The organism is Bordetella avium (assembly GCF_034424645.1).
In the GTDB taxonomy this organism is placed as follows: domain Bacteria; phylum Pseudomonadota; class Gammaproteobacteria; order Burkholderiales; family Burkholderiaceae_B; genus Bordetella; species Bordetella avium.
On the sequence record NZ_CP139969.1, the window covers coordinates 2,810,565 to 2,827,163 of the forward strand.

The 16,599-nt window shown below is 61.8% G+C and carries 20 protein-coding genes; 9 read left to right on the forward strand and 11 right to left on the reverse strand.

All coding sequences use genetic code 11. The annotated features are described in order from the left end of the window. Positions 1-10: 10 nt before the first annotated feature. Positions 11-892, reverse strand: a complete 882-nt coding sequence (locus U0029_RS12965; RefSeq protein ID WP_114852673.1) for a phosphoribosylaminoimidazolesuccinocarboxamide synthase — start codon at positions 890-892, stop codon at positions 11-13. Positions 893-1,025: 133 nt separating this feature from the next. Further along, positions 1,026-2,090 carry a class II fructose-bisphosphate aldolase gene (gene fba, locus U0029_RS12970; RefSeq protein WP_012416580.1) on the reverse strand — a complete coding sequence of 355 codons (1,065 nt, stop codon included), beginning with the start codon at positions 2,088-2,090 and terminating at the stop codon, positions 1,026-1,028. Positions 2,091-2,331: 241 nt separating this feature from the next. On the opposite strand from fba, the gene U0029_RS12975 reads away from it, so the two are divergent. Further along, entirely contained in the window at positions 2,332-3,609 is a 1,278-nt protein-coding gene (locus U0029_RS12975; protein ID WP_012416579.1) for a dicarboxylate/amino acid:cation symporter, read from the forward strand. A gap of 42 nt (positions 3,610-3,651) precedes the next feature. Here the strand turns inward: U0029_RS12975 and U0029_RS12980 are convergent, their stop codons facing one another. Further along, positions 3,652-4,104: a GNAT family acetyltransferase gene (locus tag U0029_RS12980; protein WP_012416578.1), complete on the reverse strand. Its 453-nt coding sequence runs from the start codon at positions 4,102-4,104 to the stop codon at positions 3,652-3,654. Between the two features lie 647 nt (positions 4,105-4,751). Between U0029_RS12980 and U0029_RS12985 the strand changes: the two genes are divergently transcribed. Together U0029_RS12985 and U0029_RS12990 are read left to right on the forward strand one after the other, a co-directional pair. Next, on the forward strand, positions 4,752-5,180 hold the full coding sequence (locus U0029_RS12985) for a tripartite tricarboxylate transporter TctB family protein (protein WP_012416577.1): 429 nt from the start codon (positions 4,752-4,754) through the stop codon (positions 5,178-5,180). Then, positions 5,177-6,667 (forward strand): tripartite tricarboxylate transporter permease, encoded by a 1,491-nt coding sequence (locus tag U0029_RS12990; RefSeq protein WP_114852672.1) that lies wholly within the window; start codon positions 5,177-5,179, stop codon positions 6,665-6,667. The genes U0029_RS12985 and U0029_RS12990 overlap by 4 nt, the downstream gene beginning before the upstream one ends. 194 nt (positions 6,668-6,861) lie before the next feature. On the opposite strand, the gene U0029_RS12995 is transcribed toward U0029_RS12990, so the two are convergent. Next, positions 6,862-7,752 (reverse strand): DMT family transporter, encoded by an 891-nt coding sequence (locus U0029_RS12995; RefSeq protein WP_012416575.1) that lies wholly within the window; start codon positions 7,750-7,752, stop codon positions 6,862-6,864. A gap of 77 nt (positions 7,753-7,829) precedes the next feature. Between U0029_RS12995 and U0029_RS13000 the strand changes: the two genes are divergently transcribed. From U0029_RS13000 to U0029_RS13010, 3 genes are all read left to right on the forward strand, one after another. Further along, on the forward strand, positions 7,830-8,363 hold the full coding sequence (locus U0029_RS13000; RefSeq protein WP_012416574.1) for a helix-turn-helix domain-containing protein: 534 nt from the start codon (positions 7,830-7,832) through the stop codon (positions 8,361-8,363). Positions 8,364-8,712: 349 nt separating this feature from the next. Then, entirely contained in the window at positions 8,713-8,979 is a 267-nt protein-coding gene (infA, locus tag U0029_RS13005) for a translation initiation factor IF-1 (protein WP_012416573.1), read from the forward strand. 74 nt (positions 8,980-9,053) lie between these two features. Continuing rightward, complete coding sequence (locus tag U0029_RS13010; RefSeq protein WP_012416572.1) at positions 9,054-9,347, forward strand: hypothetical protein; 294 nt, start codon at positions 9,054-9,056, stop codon at positions 9,345-9,347. Between the two features lie 15 nt (positions 9,348-9,362). Here U0029_RS13010 and U0029_RS13015 read toward each other — a convergent pair whose 3' ends face one another. The 3 genes from U0029_RS13015 to mog are packed head-to-tail and all read right to left on the reverse strand — an operon-like array spanning position 9,363 to position 11,231. Beyond that, positions 9,363-10,214 carry a peptidoglycan DD-metalloendopeptidase family protein gene (locus U0029_RS13015; RefSeq protein ID WP_169507405.1) on the reverse strand — a complete coding sequence of 284 codons (852 nt, stop codon included), beginning with the start codon at positions 10,212-10,214 and terminating at the stop codon, positions 9,363-9,365. Then, a complete protein-coding gene (locus U0029_RS13020; protein ID WP_012416570.1) occupies positions 10,205-10,543 on the reverse strand; it encodes a hypothetical protein in 339 nt (112 codons plus the stop codon). Before U0029_RS13020 ends, U0029_RS13015 begins: the two co-directional genes overlap by 10 nt. 55 nt (positions 10,544-10,598) lie before the next feature. Beyond that, positions 10,599-11,231, reverse strand: coding sequence for a molybdopterin adenylyltransferase (gene mog / locus U0029_RS13025; protein WP_012416569.1), 633 nt, complete (start codon positions 11,229-11,231; stop codon positions 10,599-10,601). A gap of 114 nt (positions 11,232-11,345) precedes the next feature. Here mog and U0029_RS13030 point away from each other — a divergent pair, with 114 nt between their 5' ends. Next, complete coding sequence (locus U0029_RS13030; RefSeq protein WP_114852671.1) at positions 11,346-12,821, forward strand: inorganic phosphate transporter; 1,476 nt, start codon at positions 11,346-11,348, stop codon at positions 12,819-12,821. Positions 12,822-12,824: 3 nt separating this feature from the next. On the opposite strand, the gene U0029_RS13035 is transcribed toward U0029_RS13030, so the two are convergent. The 4 genes from U0029_RS13035 to U0029_RS13050 are packed head-to-tail and all read right to left on the reverse strand — an operon-like array spanning position 12,825 to position 15,164. After that, positions 12,825-13,163 (reverse strand): AzlD domain-containing protein, encoded by a 339-nt coding sequence (locus tag U0029_RS13035; protein ID WP_114852670.1) that lies wholly within the window; start codon positions 13,161-13,163, stop codon positions 12,825-12,827. After that, positions 13,160-13,858, reverse strand: coding sequence for an AzlC family ABC transporter permease (locus U0029_RS13040; RefSeq protein ID WP_114852669.1), 699 nt, complete (start codon positions 13,856-13,858; stop codon positions 13,160-13,162). The genes U0029_RS13035 and U0029_RS13040 overlap by 4 nt, the downstream gene beginning before the upstream one ends. 50 nt (positions 13,859-13,908) lie before the next feature. Further along, on the reverse strand, positions 13,909-14,223 hold the full coding sequence (locus tag U0029_RS13045; protein ID WP_012416565.1) for a chaperone modulator CbpM: 315 nt from the start codon (positions 14,221-14,223) through the stop codon (positions 13,909-13,911). A gap of 2 nt (positions 14,224-14,225) precedes the next feature. Continuing rightward, entirely contained in the window at positions 14,226-15,164 is a 939-nt protein-coding gene (locus U0029_RS13050) for a DnaJ C-terminal domain-containing protein (protein WP_114852668.1), read from the reverse strand. 163 nt (positions 15,165-15,327) lie between these two features. On the opposite strand from U0029_RS13050, the gene U0029_RS13055 reads away from it, so the two are divergent. Together U0029_RS13055 and yfcF are read left to right on the forward strand one after the other, a co-directional pair. Beyond that, positions 15,328-15,813: a GNAT family N-acetyltransferase gene (locus U0029_RS13055; protein ID WP_039051488.1), complete on the forward strand. Its 486-nt coding sequence runs from the start codon at positions 15,328-15,330 to the stop codon at positions 15,811-15,813. A gap of 57 nt (positions 15,814-15,870) precedes the next feature. Beyond that, entirely contained in the window at positions 15,871-16,545 is a 675-nt protein-coding gene (yfcF, locus tag U0029_RS13060) for a glutathione transferase (protein ID WP_012416562.1), read from the forward strand. Positions 16,546-16,599 lie beyond the last annotated feature (54 nt).

A 16,599-nucleotide genomic window follows, 5' to 3' on the forward strand; every position in this document is an offset into this window, starting at 1 on the left:
CGTCCCGAGATCAGGCAGTCAGACGATCCAGCGCTTCGCGGTACTTGGCCGCAGTCTTTTCGAGCACGTCGGCAGGCAGGCGCGGAGCGGGAGGCGTCTTGTCCCAGGTTTGCGTTTCGAGCCAATCACGCACGAACTGCTTGTCGAAAGACGGCGGGCTGATGCCTTCGCGATAGCCGTCGGCCGGCCAGAAGCGCGAGGAGTCCGGCGTCAGGACTTCGTCCATCAGGTGCAGCGTGCCCTGATCGTCCAGACCGAATTCGAACTTGGTATCGGCAATCATGATGCCCTTGGTCGCGGCGAATTGCGCAGCCTCGCTGTACAGACGCAGCGTGACGTCGCGGATGCGCTCGGCCATTTCCTGGCCGACTTCCTTGACCACGTGCGCGAAGTCGACGTTTTCGTCGTGCATGCCGAACTCGGCCTTGGCGGCGGGCGTGAAAATGGCTTCGGGCAGCTTGCTGGCCTGATTCAGGCCGGCGGGCAGCTTGATGCCGCAAACCGCACCCGTTGCCTGATAGTCTTTCCAGCCCGAACCGATCAGGTAGCCGCGCGCGACGGCTTCGACCAGAATGGGCTTGAGACGCTTGACCACGACCGCGCGCCCCTTGACCTGCTCGACCTCGTCGGGCGCTACGACGTCTTCAGGCGCAATACCGGTCGAGTGGTTGGGCAGAATGTGGGCCAGCTTCTTGAGCCAGAACTCGGTCAGCTCGGTCAGCACCTGGCCTTTGCCCGGAATCGGGTCATCGAGAATGACGTCGAAAGCGGAGATGCGGTCGGTCACCACGATCAGCAACTTGTCGTCGCCGACCGCGTACATATCACGCACCTTGCCCCGCCCCAGAAGAGGCAGGGACTTGATGCTGGATTCATGCAAAGCGGAAGTCACGGAATGGGCCTATGGCAGTAAAGATCCCGTCGGCGGCTGACGGGAGGAGACGGCGGAGCCGGCCAGCAGGGCGATGACTGCCCCGCCGCGCACCGCCGTTTGCGCATTAGCGCAGAAAACAGCGGCGATGCGCTTATTGCACAAGCTGAGCCAGCTTGCCGGCAGCGTACTGCTGGGCAATTTCGGCCAGCGGAATCGGTTTGATCTTGCTGCCGTTGCCGGCTGCGCCGAACTCGGTGTAACGCGCCACGCAGATCGCCTTGGCGGCGGCGCGGGCGGGCTTGAGGTATTCACGCGGGTCAAACTTGCCCGGATTTTCGGCAAAGAAACGACGCACGGCGCCCGTCATGGCCAGACGGATATCGGTGTCGATGTTGATCTTGCGCACGCCATATTTGATGGCCTCCTGGATTTCCTCGACGGGCACGCCATAGGTTTCCTTCATGTCGCCGCCGAATTCGCGGATCTCGGCCAAGAGTTCCTGGGGCACGCTGGAGCTGCCGTGCATCACCAAGTGGGTATTGGGCAGGCGGGCGTGGATTTCCTTGATGCGCTTGATCGAGAGGATGTCGCCGGTGGGCTTACGCGTGAACTTGTAGGCGCCGTGGCTGGTGCCGATGGCGATGGCCAGTGCGTCGAGCTGGGTACGGCGCACAAAGTCGGCGGCCTGCTCGGGATCGGTCAGCAATTGTTCCAGCGTGAGCTTGCCGTCGGCGCCGTGACCATCTTCCTTATCGCCTTCCATGGTTTCCAGCGAGCCCAGGCAGCCCAGTTCGCCTTCCACCGTCACGCCCAGTTTGTGGGCCATGTCGACCACCTTGCGGGTCACTTCGACGTTGTATTCGTAGTCAGCGATGGTTTTGCCGTCTTCCTTCAGGGAGCCGTCCATCATGACGCTGGAAAAACCCAGATTGATGGCGCCTTGACAGACCGCCGGGGACTGCCCGTGATCCTGGTGCATGACGACCGGAATATGCGGATACGACTCGACAGCAGCCTGGATCAGGTACTTCAGAAAGCCTTCGCCCGCATATTTGCGCGCGCCGGCCGAGGCCTGCATGATGACCGGGCTGTCGGTCTCCGCAGCGGCTTCCATAATGGCCTGGACCTGCTCCAGATTGTTGACATTGAAGGCGGGGATGCCATAACCGTGCTCGGCGGCATGGTCGAGCAACTGGCGCATGGAAACGAGGGCCATAACAAGGACTCCTGAATTCTCGTATTGATGGATGATGAAATCCGGCTTAATCGCATGATTTTAGCCGTCTTTCATCCCGCGTCTTATGGGATGGCCTCAGGGCGTAACATCTTCACGCGCTTTACCTCCCCCGCGATCCGTCCCCGAGCTGACAACTAGCTGTCAGCTTTGGAGAACCATCATTCGGTCCTACGTTCCGTCCATCTGACGGACATCACCGCGGACTTCATCTGTACTTTCCATGAATACTAAAAAGCTGACACGCTATATCGGCATCTCCATGGTGCTCGGTATTGCGGTGGGTTATCTCTGCAACCGCTATGCGCAGGATGCGCAACATGCTAAGGAACTGGCCTCCTACTTCAGCATGGTGACCGACATCTTCCTGCGCCTGATCAAGATGATCATCGCGCCGCTGGTGTTCGCCACCCTGGTCTCAGGCCTGGCCAGTATGACTGACGGGGCTGCGGTCGGCCGCATCGGTTTGCGCGCCATGCTGTGGTTTATCGTCGCCTCGGCCACCTCCCTGCTGCTGGGCCTCTTGCTGGTCAATCTGTTCCAGCCCGGCGCCCAACTGGGCCTGGCCTTGCCCGACGCCAGCGCCACCACCAGCCTGAAAACCGGCGACTTCACGCTCAAGGCTTTCATTACCCATGTCTTCCCGCGCAGCATCATGGAAGCCATGGCCAACAATGAAATCCTTCAGATTCTGGTGTTCTCGCTGTTTTTCGGCGCAGCGCTTGCCTTTGTGCGGCGCAGCGGCCACACCACCATCGTTTCGGCCATTGATGAACTGGCCAAGGTGATGTTCCGCGTGACCGACTACGTCATGCGATTCGCGCCGCTGGGCGTGTTTGCCGCCATGGCGGCCGCCGTCACGACGGAAGGGCTGGGCGTGCTGGTGAGTTATGGCAAGCTGATTGGCGAGTTCTATCTCGGCCTGGCCCTGCTGTGGGCGCTGCTGTTCGGCGTGGGCTATCTCTTTTTGCGTCGTGATGTGGGCCGCCTCGGCGGGCTGATCAAAGAGCCCATCCTGCTGGCCTTCTCGACAGCCAGCAGCGAATCGGCCTACCCCAAGACCATCGAGGCGCTGACGCGCTTCGGTGTATCGCCGCGCATTTCCGGCTTCGTGCTGCCGCTAGGCTATTCCTTCAACCTGGATGGCTCCATGATGTATCAGTCCTTCGCGGTGCTTTTCATCGCGCAGGCCTATGGCATCGACATGAGCTTCACGCAGCAACTCATGCTCTTGCTCGTGCTCATGGTGACCAGCAAGGGCATGGCAGGCGTGGCGCGCGCCTCGCTGGTCGTGGTGGCCGCAACCCTGCCGATGTTCAATCTGCCAGAGGCCGGTCTGCTGCTCATCATCGGCATCGATCAGTTCTTCGATATGGGCCGTACCGCCACCAACGTGGTCGGCAACAGCCTGGCTACGGCCGTCATCGCCAAGATGGAAGGCGACCGCGCCAGCGACGACGAAATCGCGTCGGCCAGCGCCGAAGACGAGGCCCAGGCTTAAAGCAAGCGGGCGGGCTTGCCCGCCCTCGCCCCTCGGCCTACATCAGCCCAGCGCCTGCTCTTCGGTATCCGGGATCAGGCGCTTGCCCAGGCTCAAGACATCGTCGGGCGCAAAGCCCATCGACGCATAAAACTGCTGTACTGCGGCATTGTCACGGCGAATTTGCAGATTGACTTTGGGACAGCCGGCCGCCAATAGCCGCGCCTGCGCCGCCGCCATCAAGGCGCGGCCATAGCCGCGTTTCTGCCAGGCCGGATCAACCGCCAGATAGTTGATCCAACCGCGATGTCCGTCGTAGCCGGCCATCACACTGGCCACCACCCCTCCTTCGATCTCCCCCACCAAAAACCATTCCGACTGCACGGTCAGTTTGCGGGCGATATCTCTATAGGGACTATTCCAAGGCCGCGTCAGGCCGCAGACGCGCCAAAGCGCGACAACCTGCGCTTCATCGTGATGCGCATAGGGCCGGATTTTCAGGAATGCTGCGGTCATGCTGTGACTCCTTCGGGTTGAAAATTTCTTGAACCGAAGGTCAGATCTGTTCCGCGTGAAAAACAAAAAGGCCACGATTACAGATCGTGGCCTTCGGTAGGGACGCGGCGCGCGCGCTGACCAGCCACTCAACAACGTTGAGTGATTCGTCGGACAGCAATACGGGACGCGGCGGACATCGTATTCATGGGTCATAGACTACCTGCGCCCGGAGCGCCAGGCAAGTCATCTGTACGTCAACATCAAGCCTGTTGCACGCCTACTCGCGGATCAGCGCCCCCTGCCTGCGACGCCTCGCTCATGGACGGACTTTGAACGCGGCCTATTTTCCCGCCACGAGGCATTGCAGGCGCCTATTCGATGCCTGACGGAAATCTGAACAAAAACGCCTGAAACCCCTTTTTTTAAGGGGGTATCTGACACTGTCCTGAACCGAAAAACAAGGCTGTGGTTTTGCCGCAATAGTACTTACGCCTAGTCGAACAAATTCCCTTGAACCTGAAAGCCCACTGACAGCCTGCCTCCCTAGTATCGCGCTCTACACCGACGCTGAAACGGCGTGGGTGTTCGACAAATAATGAAAAAAGGAGGCCATCCATCATGGTTGGGAGTAAGCACAGCGCGGTCCTCGCGAAAGGACGGGCATCATGAATCTGAATAACCGCATCGTGGTTAGGGGTCTATTCATCATGCTGATCGGTATCGTGTTCGGAGGCGCGGCACTCCGCTACCCGATCGGTACGCTCAGCCGTTTTGGCCCTGGCCTGTTTCCACTCATCGTCAGCGGCCTGCTGGTTCTAATTGGCATAGCCACCATTGCGCGCGCCCGCTTTGCAGCCCCCGAGAAGCTTGACTACAACATCAAGAACATCGTGATCGTGCTGTCGGCGCTGATCGCCTTTGTCCTGGTCTCGCACTTCATCAATATGCTGCTGGGCATTGCCTGCCTCGTCTTTATTTCGACGCTGGCCGGCACGTCGTACTCCGTAGTTCGCAACCTGAAGATCACGGTAGGCCTGTGCGCCGTGGCCTTCGGATTCAAATACTTCCTCGGCTTGAGCCTGCCGCTGCTATGACTGAAATCCTCAACAATCTCGCATTCGGCTTCGAGCACGCGTTGACGCTGCAAAACCTGATGTACTGCGCGCTGGGTTGCGTCGTGGGTACGCTAATCGGCTTGCTGCCCGGCCTGGGCCCGCTTTCGACCATCAGCCTGCTGCTGCCGCTGACCTACTCCATCCCAACCGGCGGCGCCCTCATCATGCTGGCCGGTATTTACTACGGCGCGCAGTATGGTGACAGCGTCAGCGCCATCACGATGAAAATCCCGCATGCCAGCAGCATCGTGGCCTGCATCGACGGTTATGCCATGAACCTCAAGGGCAAAACCGGTCTGGCGTTATTTACTGCCGGCGTGTCCAGCTTCATTGGCGGCACCGTCGCCATCGTGGTGCTGTCGACCATGGCGCCTGCGCTGGGCGAAGTCGGCCTGCTGTTCGGCCCCACCGACTACTGCGCGCTGATGCTGCTGGGCTTTTTTTGTGTGAGCTTCGTGAGCAGCGGCAACATGCTCAACGGTCTGGCCATGGCCATGATAGGCGTGCTGCTCGGGGTGGTGGGCACTGATGTCAACACGGGCATGCCACGCTACACGATGGACCTGGCATTCCTGCAAGACGGCATCGGCCTGATCAGTATTGCCCTGGGCTGCTTCGGCATCGCGGAAATCGTCAAGAACCTCGATAACCGCAATACGCTGACACCGTTCAACGGCAAGATAAAGCTGATCCCGACCTGGCCCGAATTCAAGCGCATCATCCCCAGCGCCCTGCGCGGCAGCGTCATCGGCTCGGTGCTGGGCATTCTGCCTGGCGGCGGCCCGACGATCGCCCAATTCGCTGCCTATGCTGCGGACAAACGCTTTAGCAAGTACCGCCAAGAAATCGGTACGGGCGCCATCGAAGGCGTGGCCGGTCAGGCTGCCGCCGACGAGGCCGCAGCACGCACCAGCTTCATTCCGCTCATGGCCATCGGCATCCCCGAAAACGCCGTCATGGCGCTGATGCTGGCGGCCTTCATCGTCAAGGGCATCCAACCCGGCCCCAACATGATAGGCACCCACCCTGACCTGTTCTGGGGCTTGGTGGCCAGCATGTGGATCGGCAACTGCTTTCTGCTGATCCTGAACGTGCCGCTGGTGCGCTACTGGCTGACGGTGTTCAAGATTCCCTACACCGTGCTGTTCCCGTCGATTCTGTTTTTCTGCTGCATCGGCACCTACAGCATTAACAATAGCCTGGACGACATCTACATCACGGCCTGCTTCGGCTTCATCGGCTATATCTTTATGCGCCTGGGGATGGAAGCGGCGCCGCTGATGCTGGGCTTTATTCTCGGCCCGATGCTGGAGGAAAACTTCCGGCGCGCAATGCTCCTGAGCCGTGGCGACTTTGGAGTCTTCGTCACCCGGCCCATTAGCGCTACGCTGCTTGGCGTCATCGCACTGATCGTTCTCTGGCAATTCCGGGGCTTTCTGCGCAAACAGTCACCCGAATTGCAGTAAGAAAATCATTAAGGCCACGCCGCCCCGGTGACAGGTTTCGCGCACCCTTCTCAGGCCGCTTCATCTCTGGCCAAGAAACCCTGGGGCGGCATTCTCTCAAAAGAAAAGGCAGTGCGGACGCGCTCTGCCTCGCTGAGGGCCGCTCACAAGTTCTCGCTGCGGCAGACCGGCCGCACTTTGGGCATAAACCGCGCTTAGCTGGCCGGCCTGCCCGTTCGCACGCGCCAGCCGCGCGGACGCAGCTCGCTCACGATAATACCCAGCACGATCAGAGCGCCACCGAGCAGCGCCAGGGCCGGCAGACGCTCACCGGCAATTCGGCCAAAGACAGCGGCCCAGATGGGTTCACCGGCGTAAATGATGGCGGCACGCGAAGGGTCTACCGTTTTTTGCGCCCAGTTCATCGTGGCTTGGATGATGGCGCTGGTCACGCCCAGGCCAATGGCCAGCGCGGCCAATTGCCAAGAAAACTCAGGAATGGCCGTCTCGCCCGTCAAGGGCATGAGCAGAAAGGCAAACAGCGAGGCGAAACCCAGCTGCGCCACCGTCACGCGGCGCAGATTGACGCGAGGCGCGAAATGGCTGATGAGGATGATTTCGGCGGCAATGGCGAAAGCCCCTAACAGGGTCAGCGTCTGCCCGTAGGAAAATGACAGGCTGACATCGCCGCCAGCAAAGCAGACCAGGCCTGCAAAGGCGCACACCGCGCCCAACAAGCACATGACATGCGGACGCCGCCGCCACACCAGCCATTGCAATAACGGCACCAGGGGCACATAAAGACCGGTCAACATGCCGGACTCGGAGCTGGGGATGTGCCGCAGGCCCATCGTTTGCAAGCCATAGCCCAGGGTGATGGTCGAACCGATGATCGCCCCTGCCATCAGATCCTGACGCGTCATGCCGGGCAAAATGCGCCAGCACAGCAGACCCACCGCCAGCGCAGCCGCGGCGAAACGGCAGCCGACAAAGAACAGCGCGCCGCTGAACTGCATGGCGTACTGCACTAATAGAAAGGTGCCGCCCCATACAACGGTGATCAGGATGAGGGCGAGCTCAGGCAGGCGTGAGGATGATATGCGCATTATATTGCGCAGTATAGACAAGCTCTCGAATTCACGCAAAATGGTGTGCCCCACGCCAGTCCCGACAGGAGAAAAATTTGTCCGAACCCGTCCTAGAACATGTCAGCGCCAATGTGCGCCGACTGCGCGCCGAACGCGGCCTGAGCCAAACGGCGCTGGCCGCAAGGGCTGGCCTGAGCCGGCGGATGATCGTGGGACTGGAAAGCGGGGAAGCCAATATCAGTCTGGCCAAACTGGGCCTGATCGCCACAGCGCTGGACGTGAATTTCATTGAGCTGGTGTCCTCGCCAGGGCAAACTCCAGGCGCGCTCACCTGGCGTGGTCTGCATCCGGGCAGCCAGGCCCATCTGGTGGCCTCTGCGCCAGGCAAGGCAAATACCGAACTCTGGATATGGACGCTGGCGCCGGGCGAGCGATATCAAGCCGAACCCGATCCGCCAGGCTGGAGCGAAATACTTTACGTCATCGAGGGGGAATTAACGCTGCGCTATGAGGGTGTAACCCGATTGCTGGCAGCCGGTTCGGCCACGGCCTACGATAGCTGCGCGGACTATGCCTACCTGAACGAAGGCGAGACAGTGTTGCGTTTCACGCGCAATGTGGTGTATTGAAAGCCCTTGACACTGGTCATAACGTGGTATCCACGCTACAATTGCTTTAGTCTTATCCACAGGGTCTGAACACCAATGGGTCGCCTGCGCGATCTCCCCTCCCCAGACCTAGCGGGCAGCATTGATACCGCTTCCCGCAGCTTCTTCCGGCAAGAACGCGTCTTGCCGCGACCAAGCCGCGCCTTACGGCGCACATTGCCCTCGCGGCGTGAGTACCCGCCTTATTGAGGCCCTTCCAGGGGCCGGCCCGTACCCGTGCCAGTCGCGACGCTGTTGCGCCGCACTGCTCTCTTGCGCTGGGCGTTTGGCGCATGCTCCGGCATGCGCGTACTAGAAAAGGAGTCTAACCATGGCGAAAGAAGAACTCATCGAACTCCAGGGCGTTGTTGACGAAGTGCTGCCCGACAGCCGCTATCGCGTCACCCTGGACAATGGTGTTGCAGTGGGCGCCTATGCCTCGGGCCGCATCCGCAAGCACCGTATCCGCATTCTGGCCGGTGACCGCGTCACGCTGGAAATGTCGCCCTACGACCTGACCAAGGGCCGCATCAACTTCCGTCACAAAGACGAGCGCCCCTCGTCTGCACCAGCCAATCGCAATTTCGTGCGCCGCTAAGCCCAGCGAACTAGCCAGCTTCCCGGCCCGTTCTGGGCCAATCGCCGTGACCGCCGGCATGGGAAAATCGCGGTATGAGTACGACGCATCCCGACCCCGCCGACGCTTTGCGCCAAGCCGCCGACCGCTTGGCGCGAGCGAGGCGGGCGCACGAACACAGTGAGCGCGGCCTGACCCTCTTGATGCAGTCTCGCGAGAACTTCATCAATAGCTTGCGCCATACCGGCCTGAACTACGCCCAGGCCAAAACCAAATTCGATATCTGCCTAGACCAGCAGCGCGATATGCAGCAACGCATCGCCCGGGAGCTGGACTACGCCGAACGCCTGTATGCCCACCAGATTATGCAGGGCAGCCAGGCGCAATGAGCCGCAACGGCCCGCTTATTTGATGAACAAGGCCGGATCTACCCGGGCATCGTTCAGGCTGACGTTCCAGTGCAGATGCGGACCTGTGGCGCGACCCGTCGCGCCCACCTTGGCGACGACAGCGCCTCGCGCCACGTTGTCGCCTAGCTTCACATCGATAGCCGACAAATGCGCGAACATGCTGATCAAGCCCTGGCCATGATCAATAAACAGCGTTTTGCCATTGAAGAAATAATCTCCCACCAGCACGACCTTGCCAGCCGCTGGCGCACGCACCGGCGTGCCGGTCGGCACGGCGAAATCCAGACCAGAGTGCGGATTGCGTTCTTCGCCGTTGAAAAACCGGCGCAGCCCAAAAGGGCTGGACAGCCGCCCCCCTTGCACAGGGCGGTCAAGCAAGACGTTGCTGGGCGTGACATCGGCGCGAAAGGCCGCATAGGCGGCGTTCTGGGCCGCCAGCTCACGCTCGATGCGCTTGAGGTCCTCCGGATCAGGATTGACCTGGCGGCGGTTCTTCAGCGTGATGTGCTGGGCCGCATAGTCTTTGGGACCGACCTTGAACGGGATATCGCGCGCACGCTGCCCGGCCTGCGCCTGCACAGCCAGCTTTTGCTCTCCCACCGGGGTTTTCAGGCCGATACCGACAATCGCCACCCAATCCTGATCGCTGTCGCGCACGACCAGCACTGGCCGGCCCTGAAAGCGCGCCTTGGGCGCCTGCTCCGACGCACCGAGCCCGATCACGGCCACACCGCCGGGCACGGGCTGGTTCAAACTGCGGGCGATAAAGCCGGCCGCCTGAACACCCGGTGCGGCGATCAGCGCAGCCAGGGCGCCAGCGATGATCTGGCGACGGCTCACAGACACAGATTGCCCGCCTCGGCCAGCGGCTGAGCGCGCTGCGCCAAGCGCGAGTTCAGCCGCACGTCGGTCTTGCCGCGATAGGTGCTGGCGCTGAGGACGGCCTCGACGCCCAAGGCGCCGTCGACCGTCAGCTCAAAACCGTCACGCAACGGGTGTTGCTGAAATTTCACGCCCTGCCCTTTCCAGGCTGCTGCCACACACTCGATATAGTCTTGCGCGCTGCGCTGGGTGGAGCCGTAGAACACCGGATCCAGCGAGCTGAGGTCTTTGGCGGTGACACAGGCCGCCAGCGGCGCAGCCAAAGCCAGGATAAGGGCGATACGGATAGACATGAGGAATTCCAGACGGGAAAAAACTGCGGCCAATATACCGCAAGCCTTCAGACGCTCAGACGCTCGGCTGACGCTGGGCCGATTTCGGCCGGAACGCCTTGACCACCTCGGAACGTGTCTCGATATAGGGGCCGCCGATCAGATCGATGCAATAAGGCACGGCAGCGAAAATCCCCGGCACGCGGGACGCCCCCGTCTCGTCTTTGAGACCCTCCAGGGTTTCGCGGATCGCCTTGGGCTGGCCGGGTAGATTGAGAATGAGCGCGGCGTGATCGGGGGTTTCACGCAGCACGCCCACCTGCCGCGACAAAATGGCCGTGGGCACGAATTGCAAGCTGATCTGGCGCATCTGCTCGCCGAAACCAGGCATTTCGCGGGTGGCCACAGCCCGTGTCGCCTCGGGCGTGACATCGCGCCGCGCCGGCCCGGTGCCGCCGGTCGTCAGCACTAGATCGCAACCCACCTGATCGACCAGTTCTATCAAGGCGGCGGAAATGGCCTCGGCGTCATCCGCCACCAGACGCTCGACCGCCCGCCAGGGCGAGGCCAGCGCCTGACCCAGCCATTCGCGCAGGGAAGGCAGGCCCTGATCGGTATACACCCCGGCGCTGGCACGGTCAGAAACCGAGACCAGGCCAACGATGAGTTCATCGGGATGGTTGCGAACAAGGGCCTGCGAACGCGTCATGGAATGTCCATCAAAAAGAATCGGGAGTCAGCCGGAATGCTACCGCAACGGAGGCCGCCCGAGGGCAGGTCACAAATCTGCAATAATTCGGCCACTCCATATCGGCTCCATTCCATGCTCGATCTCTTCTCTGGCCTTGACTTCTGGGTCGGTCTCAGCCTTGTGCTGGCACTGACTTTCGTACTGGCGTTTGAATTCATCAACGGCTTTCACGATACGGCCAATGCCGTAGCCACCGTAATCTATACCAAAGCCATGCCGCCCCATCTGGCCGTGGTGCTCTCCGGGATTTTCAACTTTCTCGGCGTGCTGCTGGGCGGCGTGGGCGTCGCCTACGCCATCGTCCATCTGCTGCCAGTGGAGCTGTTAATCCACGTCGATACCGGACGCGGACTGGTGATGGTTTTCGCCATGCTGGCGGCCGCCATCGCCTGGAATCTGGGCACCTGGTACTTCGGCATCCCGGCCTCCAGCTCGCACACCCTGATCGGCTCGATTCTGGGCGTGGGTCTGGCCAACGCCATGCTGACCGATCTGCCGCTAGGCGCGGGCGTGAACTGGAACAAGGCCATCGAAATCGGGCTGTCCTTGCTCGTTTCACCGGTAGCCGGTTTTGCCGTGGCGGCCGGCCTGCTGCTGCTCTTGAAACGCTATTTCCCGCTGTCCAAAATGCACAAGACGCCGGAACAGCGGCGCGAACTGGATGCCAAGAAGCATCCGCCGTTCTGGAACCGGCTGGTGCTGGTGCTGTCGGCCATGGGCGTGAGCTTCGTGCATGGGTCCAACGATGGCCAGAAAGGCATCGGCCTCATCATGCTGGTCTTGATCGGCATCGTGCCGGCCAAGTTCGTGCTGGATGTGAACGCCACCCCCTATCAGATCGACCGCACGCGCGACGCGGTCTCGCATCTGTCCGCCTTGTATGAGCGCAACACCGATACGCTGGGCGAGTATCTGGCGCTGTCGCGGCCGGGCAAAGCCAGCGATCTCCCCGCCAATTTCCGCTGTGACGCACAACTGACCAGGGCCACCATCGACGCCGTGCAAAGCCGTCTGGCGGGGGTGCACAAGTATGCAGACCTGACGGCAGACGACCGCATCGCCGTGCGCCGCTACCTGCTCTGCCTGGACGACACGGCCAAAAAAGTCATGGCCCAGCCTAACCTGGACGCACGCGAACGCACTGATCTTCAGCGCCTGCGCGCCGATCTGACGTCCACCACGGAATATGCCCCGCTGTGGGTCATCGTCGCCGTGGCCCTGGCGCTGGGCATCGGCACCATGGTGGGCTGGCGCCGCGTCGTGCTGACCGTGGGTGAGAAAATCGGCAAGCAAGGCATGACCTATGCGCAAGGCATGGCTGCACAGGTAACGGCCGTAGGCGCCATCGGTCTGGCCAATGTATTCAGCCTGCCGGTATCCACGACGCATGTGCTGTCGTCAGGCGTGGCCGGCACCATGGTGGCCAGCCGCAGCGGCCTGCAAGGCAACACCGTGCGCAACATCCTGTTGGCCTGGATCTTCACCCTGCCCGCCTCCATGTTGCTGGCCGCGGGCCTGTTCTGGCTCGGGGTATTGTTTACCGGCTAGACTTCAGCACAGCAGCAGCCCGCCGCCATAAGCCAGCAGCCCGGCGATCACCGCCAGGCCGCTGTTGCCAGACAGGCGGGCCGCCAGGGCGGTCACGGCCATGCCGGCCAGATAAGGCGCGATCTGTGCGACGCGCTGTTCGCCCCAGAGGTCGGGCACGATGACGGCGGCGGCAATCGCCGCCAACAGCACCGGCCCCAGCGCTGACAGCGCAGAGTCTTCCTGTGCAAGCTTGCGCAGCAGACGGTGGCGCGGCGGCAACATGAAGGGCAGGCCACGCGACAAATAGGTAACGGCGGCCATTGCCAACACGGCCACCCAGAAATCCAGACCGCTGGTCATACTCGCTCCCTGCGATAACAGAGGCTGCCCGCCACGGCGCCCAATAAAATCCCCAATGTGCCCTGTCCTGATGCCGTCAGCAGGGCGCTGACCGCAAAAGCTGCCGCCAGCGGCAGCAACAGGCCGCGCGTCAAGCTCTGACACACCAGGGCCAGAAACAGCGCAGGCAACGCAAAACGCATGACCTGGGACAGCATCGGATAGTGTTGCTCCAGGCTGTCGCCGGCATAGACGCCCACCGCTGTGCCGCCTATCCAGGTCAGCCAGGCCCCCAGGCCCAGCGCCGTCATCCAACGCGCGTGACGCTCGGGCGGCACCTCAGCCAATTGCTGCAAGGCCGTTGCGAAGACCTCGTCGGTCAGCAAAAACGCCAGACGCAGACGAGTGCGCAGCGACTCAGGGAGAAACCGCGAAAGAATCGGACCGTAAAGCAGATGCCGCGCATTGAGCAGCGAGCACAAGGCCACGACCCAGAGCCAGGGCGTGCCCGACTTGATCGAGGCCAGCAACAGAAACTGGCTGGCTCCGGTATAGACCAGCATGGAAATGAGGAGGCTCTGGTAGGGAGCCAGGCCCACCCCGGTCGCGGCAATGCCAAAGGCCACCGCCACCGGGAAATAACCGATCATGACGGGCAAACAGGCTTTAAGCCCGCTACCCGCGTCAGGCAAGGACGAAACAGTATGCGCTTTCATGGGTTTTGCCGTGATGCAAAACCCGTATTGTAAGGATCGCTGACAGACGCTCAGCCATTGAGTCCGAGCGCGCGCAACTGGCCCTTGAGGCGGCGGATTTCCTGGCTCAGATCGAGGATGAGGGCCGCCGCATCCAGGCCGGCGCCAAAATCGCGTTCCAGACGCCGCGCATCCATGGCGCGGCGCAGATCGGTGCTTTCGAAACGCCAAGCTGCAGGATGCTCGCCGTGGGCGGCGACGATACCGACCTCGACCAGGCGGCGAACCCATTCCAGCTCAGCCTCGCAGGCTCGCGCCAGGTCATCGGCGGTCAGGGGATCGGCCGGGCAGACGATGGTGGTTTGCGTAATGGTGACAGACTTCATCTTCATACCCCAAAATGGCTGCGCGGATTGAACGGCAATTGTTCAGCGAGCGTTTTATAGGCCTGCCTAGCAGCCTCCGTATCTGCCGGAGGCAACACCAGATCCAGCACGAGATACAAATCGCCCGGCGGATCGCCCGGAATGCCCCGGCCACGCAAACGCAGCTTGCGGCCGGCCTTGGAGCCAGGCGGAACCGAGACTTCCAGCGTACCGCCGGGGGTGGGCACTTTCACGGTGGCGCCCAGGGCGGCCTCCCAGGGCGCGACGGGCAGATCCATATGAAGATCGCGTCCGTCCACGCGATAGCGGTCATGCGGCCGGAAGCGCACCTCCAGATAGAGATCGCCGGGCTCCGCCCCGCCATAGCCGGGCTGGCCCTGGCCTGCCAGACGGATGAACTGCCCTTCGCGCACACCGGCGGGGATCTTCACGCTGAGCGTGCGTGACTTGATTTCAGGCTGTCCCTGAGCGTTGGGCTGCATGGAGCGCAGGCTGATTTCGCGGGTGGCGCCATGCAAGGCGTCTTCGACATCGACCTCGATCGCCGCATGCTGGTCTTCGCCACGCGCTCGAAAATTTTCCTGCTGCGCGCGGCGGCGTTGCTGGCCGCCGAAGAGGGAGGAGAAAAAGTCGCTAAAGCCATCATCGTCCCCACCGCCCGGACCATAATGAAACTCGAAACCCTGATCCCATCCGGGAGGCGGTTGGAAGCCGCCACCGGGAGAGACCCCGGCAGCCAGGTTGTCATAGGCCTGACGTTTTTCCTTGTCGCGCAGCACGTCGTAGGCCTCATTGACCTCGCGCATGCGGGTCTCAGCATCGCTTTCCTTGCTGACGTCCGGGTGATACTTGCGCGCCAGCTTGCGATAGGCGCTGCGAATGTCGTCTTCGGTGGCGGAACTCTCCACGCCCAATATCTTGTAGTAGTCCTTGAACTCCATCTTCCGGCTCTTTTTTGCATGACAAATGGGCGGCCGTGCGGATCCCGCACAACCGGACGATCATCACAAGATAGGGCTTATAGCCGGAATTATCAATCGCGCAGACAACATCCTCCGACACGGCATAATCACCCTGTTACTTCAAACGCTCTCTGAGTCAACCGTGATCACGATTACCCTTGCCGATTTTCACAATCCGGCCCACGCCCAGGCCATCCTGAACCTGCTGAATGAATATGCCAGCGAACCTATGGGCGGCGGCGAACCGCTGCCGGCCTGGACGCAGGAAAATCTCATTGCAGAGCTGGCCCGCCGCCCCACCGCGCGCGCCCTGCTGGCCTGGTCCGGCGACCAAGCCGCCGGACTGGCCATCACCTTCGAGGGTTTTTCGACCTTTGCCTGTAAACCGCTACTGAATCTGCATGATTTCATGGTGTCGGCGCGCTTTCGCGGCCAGGGCGTCGCCCAGCAACTGCTCCGTGCGCTGGACGATCTGGCGCGTGAGCTGAACTGCTGCAAGATCACGCTGGAAGTGCTGGAAGGCAATGAAGCCGCACGTGCGCTCTATCGCAAGATGGGCTATGAAGGCTATGCCTTGCAGGAAGCCACGGGCGTCGCCCAGTTCTGGCAGAAAAAACGGGCTGCGTGAAGCCTTGCGCGCCGACTGAGGTCTGTGCGCCACAGGCGCCGTGACCGCAATCGGCGCATGCGCTACTCTGATCGTCTCACCCCGCGCTGCCGGAGACCTGTGTTGAATCTGACGCTTTACGTTGACGCCGATTTCCTGAGCCCCTATGCGATGTCATCGCATGTCGCCTTGAGCGAAAAAGGCTTGCCCTTTGAGCTTCGCCTGGTGGACTTGGGCGCCCACGAGCAATACATGGCGCCCTTCCAGCAGCGCGCGCCGACCTGTCGTGTGCCGGCGCTCTGTCACGAAGGCTTTCATCTCACCGAGTCCAGCGCCATTGCCGAATACCTCGAAGAGAGCTTTCCGGCGCCGCAATTCTCCGCGCTCTATCCCCTTGACCGGCAGGAGCGTGCTCGTGCGCGCCAATTGCAGGCCTGGCTGCGCAGCGACCTGCTCGCCTTGCGCCAGGAGCGCCCGACGGAACACGTCTTTCACGCGAAAATCGCCAGGCCCCTGAGCGAAGCCGCGCTGCCGGCCAGCGCCAAGCTGCTGCGGGTGGCCGAACGGCTGCTCAAACCGGCGCAGCCAACGCTGTTCGCCAACTGGTGTATCGCCGACACCGAGCTGGCGCTAATGCTGAGACGTCTGACGCCTAGCGAACTCCCGGCCTGGCTAGCCGACTACGCCGAACAGCAATGGCAGCGGCCCTCTGTGCAGCGATGGCTGCGCCACAACGCCAGCGCGCGCGCCTGAACGGCATAGGACGAGGAGGCGGACAGGCCGCCTTCAGTCCGAGTCATTGTTGCG

Bases quoted from the DNA above. Each gene is read 5' to 3' on its own strand.
- fba (WP_012416580.1), bottom strand. From the start codon at position 2,090: ATGGCCCTCGTTTCCATGCGCCAGTTGCTCGACCATGCCGCCGAGCAC.
- U0029_RS12975 (WP_012416579.1), top strand. From the start codon at position 2,332: ATGAATACTAAAAAGCTGACACGCTATATCGGCATCTCCATGGTGCTC.
- U0029_RS12980 (WP_012416578.1), bottom strand. From the start codon at position 4,104: ATGACCGCAGCATTCCTGAAAATCCGGCCCTATGCGCATCACGATGAA.
- U0029_RS12985 (WP_012416577.1), top strand. From the start codon at position 4,752: ATGAATCTGAATAACCGCATCGTGGTTAGGGGTCTATTCATCATGCTG.
- U0029_RS12990 (WP_114852672.1), top strand. From the start codon at position 5,177: ATGACTGAAATCCTCAACAATCTCGCATTCGGCTTCGAGCACGCGTTG.
- U0029_RS12995 (WP_012416575.1), bottom strand. From the start codon at position 7,752: ATGCGCATATCATCCTCACGCCTGCCTGAGCTCGCCCTCATCCTGATC.
- infA (WP_012416573.1), top strand. From the start codon at position 8,713: ATGGCGAAAGAAGAACTCATCGAACTCCAGGGCGTTGTTGACGAAGTG.
- U0029_RS13010 (WP_012416572.1), top strand. From the start codon at position 9,054: ATGAGTACGACGCATCCCGACCCCGCCGACGCTTTGCGCCAAGCCGCC.
- U0029_RS13020 (WP_012416570.1), bottom strand. From the start codon at position 10,543: ATGTCTATCCGTATCGCCCTTATCCTGGCTTTGGCTGCGCCGCTGGCG.
- mog (WP_012416569.1), bottom strand. From the start codon at position 11,231: ATGACGCGTTCGCAGGCCCTTGTTCGCAACCATCCCGATGAACTCATC.
- U0029_RS13030 (WP_114852671.1), top strand. From the start codon at position 11,346: ATGCTCGATCTCTTCTCTGGCCTTGACTTCTGGGTCGGTCTCAGCCTT.
- U0029_RS13035 (WP_114852670.1), bottom strand. From the start codon at position 13,163: ATGACCAGCGGTCTGGATTTCTGGGTGGCCGTGTTGGCAATGGCCGCC.
- U0029_RS13040 (WP_114852669.1), bottom strand. From the start codon at position 13,858: ATGAAAGCGCATACTGTTTCGTCCTTGCCTGACGCGGGTAGCGGGCTT.
- U0029_RS13045 (WP_012416565.1), bottom strand. From the start codon at position 14,223: ATGAAGTCTGTCACCATTACGCAAACCACCATCGTCTGCCCGGCCGAT.
- U0029_RS13050 (WP_114852668.1), bottom strand. From the start codon at position 15,164: ATGGAGTTCAAGGACTACTACAAGATATTGGGCGTGGAGAGTTCCGCC.
- yfcF (WP_012416562.1), top strand. From the start codon at position 15,871: ATGCGCTACTCTGATCGTCTCACCCCGCGCTGCCGGAGACCTGTGTTG.